The 1546-nt window shown below is 64.9% G+C and carries 2 protein-coding genes; both read left to right on the top strand.

Annotation, left to right across the window (positions count from 1 at the left end; translation table 11 throughout):
• On the top strand, nt 1-557 hold a 557-nt coding region (locus tag WCB02_RS14235; RefSeq protein WP_423958858.1), incomplete at its 5' end, for an ATP-binding cassette domain-containing protein.
• Nucleotides 554-1546 (top strand): ABC transporter permease (locus WCB02_RS14230; protein WP_423958857.1); only part of this gene is annotated, 993 nt, incomplete at its 3' end. The genes WCB02_RS14235 and WCB02_RS14230, both read left to right, overlap by 4 nt.

Raw genomic sequence — 1546 nt, 5'->3', positions numbered from 1 at the left:
TCTATCTGGTGCCGGAGGACCGCAAGAAATCCGGCCTGGTGCTGGAGCTGCCGATCCGGGAGAACGTGACGCTTGCAAGCCTGTTGGACCATGCGCGGATGTGGCTGGTCAGCGGCGCGGCCGAGCGCAAGGTCGCGAAACAACAGGTCAGGAGCCTCTCCATCAAGGCGCCGAGCATCGATATCGAGGCCGTGACGCTGTCCGGCGGCAACCAGCAGAAGGTGGTGCTGGGCAAGTGGCTGTCGATGCAGCCGCGGGTGATGTTCTTCGATGAGCCGACCCGCGGCATCGATGTCGGCGCCAAGAGCGAGATCTACGCGCTGATGCGCGACCTCGCCGACCGCGGCGTCGCGATCGTGATGATCTCCTCGGACATGGAGGAGGTGATCGGCGTCTCCGACCGGGTGGCCGTGATGCATGAAGGCGGCGTCAGCGGCGTGTTGGAGCGCGCGCAGTTCTCCGAATACAACGTGTTGCGGCTCGCGATCGGCCAGGCGCTGGAAAATCAGGCGCTGGAGAATCAGGCGCCGGAAACCATGGAAGCGGCCGCGCCATGATGAAGAAAGAGCTCGGCCTGCTGCTGCTGCTGGTGGCGATCTCCGCCGTCACCGGCGCGATCAATCCGGCCTTCCTGTCGTTCGTGAACCTCTTGAACATGGCGAACCTAATCGGCCTGTTCGGCGTGTTCGCGCTGGGCGAGGGGCTCGTGATCATCACCGGCGGCATCGATCTGTCGCTCGGCTCGATGTTCGCGCTGCTCGGCGTCGTGTTCGTCGACCTGCTGACGACGTATGAGATCTTCTGGCCGTTCGCGCTGCTGCTGGTGCTCTTGGGCGGCCTGGCGCTGGGGGCGATCCAGGGCTTCCTGATCACGCGGCTGAAGATGCAGCCCTTCATCGTGACGCTGTGCGGCCTGCTGATCTATCGCGGCGCCGCCCGCTACTATACGTCGGATTCGACCCGCGGCTTCGGCTATGGCGACGAGGCCGGCACCCTGGGCAACATCGCCTCCGGCAACATCGCCGGCATCCCGAACACCTTCATCCTGCTGATCATCCTGGCGCTGATCCTCGGCGTGCTGCTGCACCGCTCGGTCTATGGGCGCTGGCTCTATGCCGTGGGCAAGAACGAGGAAGCGGCGCGCTTCTCCGGCATCAACACGAACATGGTGATCGCGACCGCCTATATCATCAGCGGCGGGCTTGCCGGGGTCTCGACCGTGCTGTTCGTGTTCTACACCAATTCGGTCTCGCCGAGCTCGTTCGGCAATTTCTATGAGCTCTACGCGATCGCGGCGGCCGTGCTCGGCGGTTGCAGCCTGCGCGGCGGCGAGGGCTCCATTCTCGGTATCGTGCTGGGCACGGCGCTGCTGCAGGTGCTGCAGAACCTGGTGAATATCCTGGGCATCCCCAATTCGCTGAACTTCGCGGTGATGGGAACCGTGATTCTGCTCGGCGTGCTGGCGGATCAGCAATTGCAGGCCCGACGGCGTCGCCAGCTGGCATTTGCCGGCGCGGCCCGCACGGCGCCGGGCTCGACGCTGGTG

Source organism: Bradyrhizobium sp., assembly GCF_049581145.1.
Lineage (GTDB): Bacteria > Pseudomonadota > Alphaproteobacteria > Rhizobiales > Xanthobacteraceae > Bradyrhizobium.
Note: the sequence above shows the minus strand (reverse complement) of the source record. Positions and strands in the feature narration are given on the sequence as shown.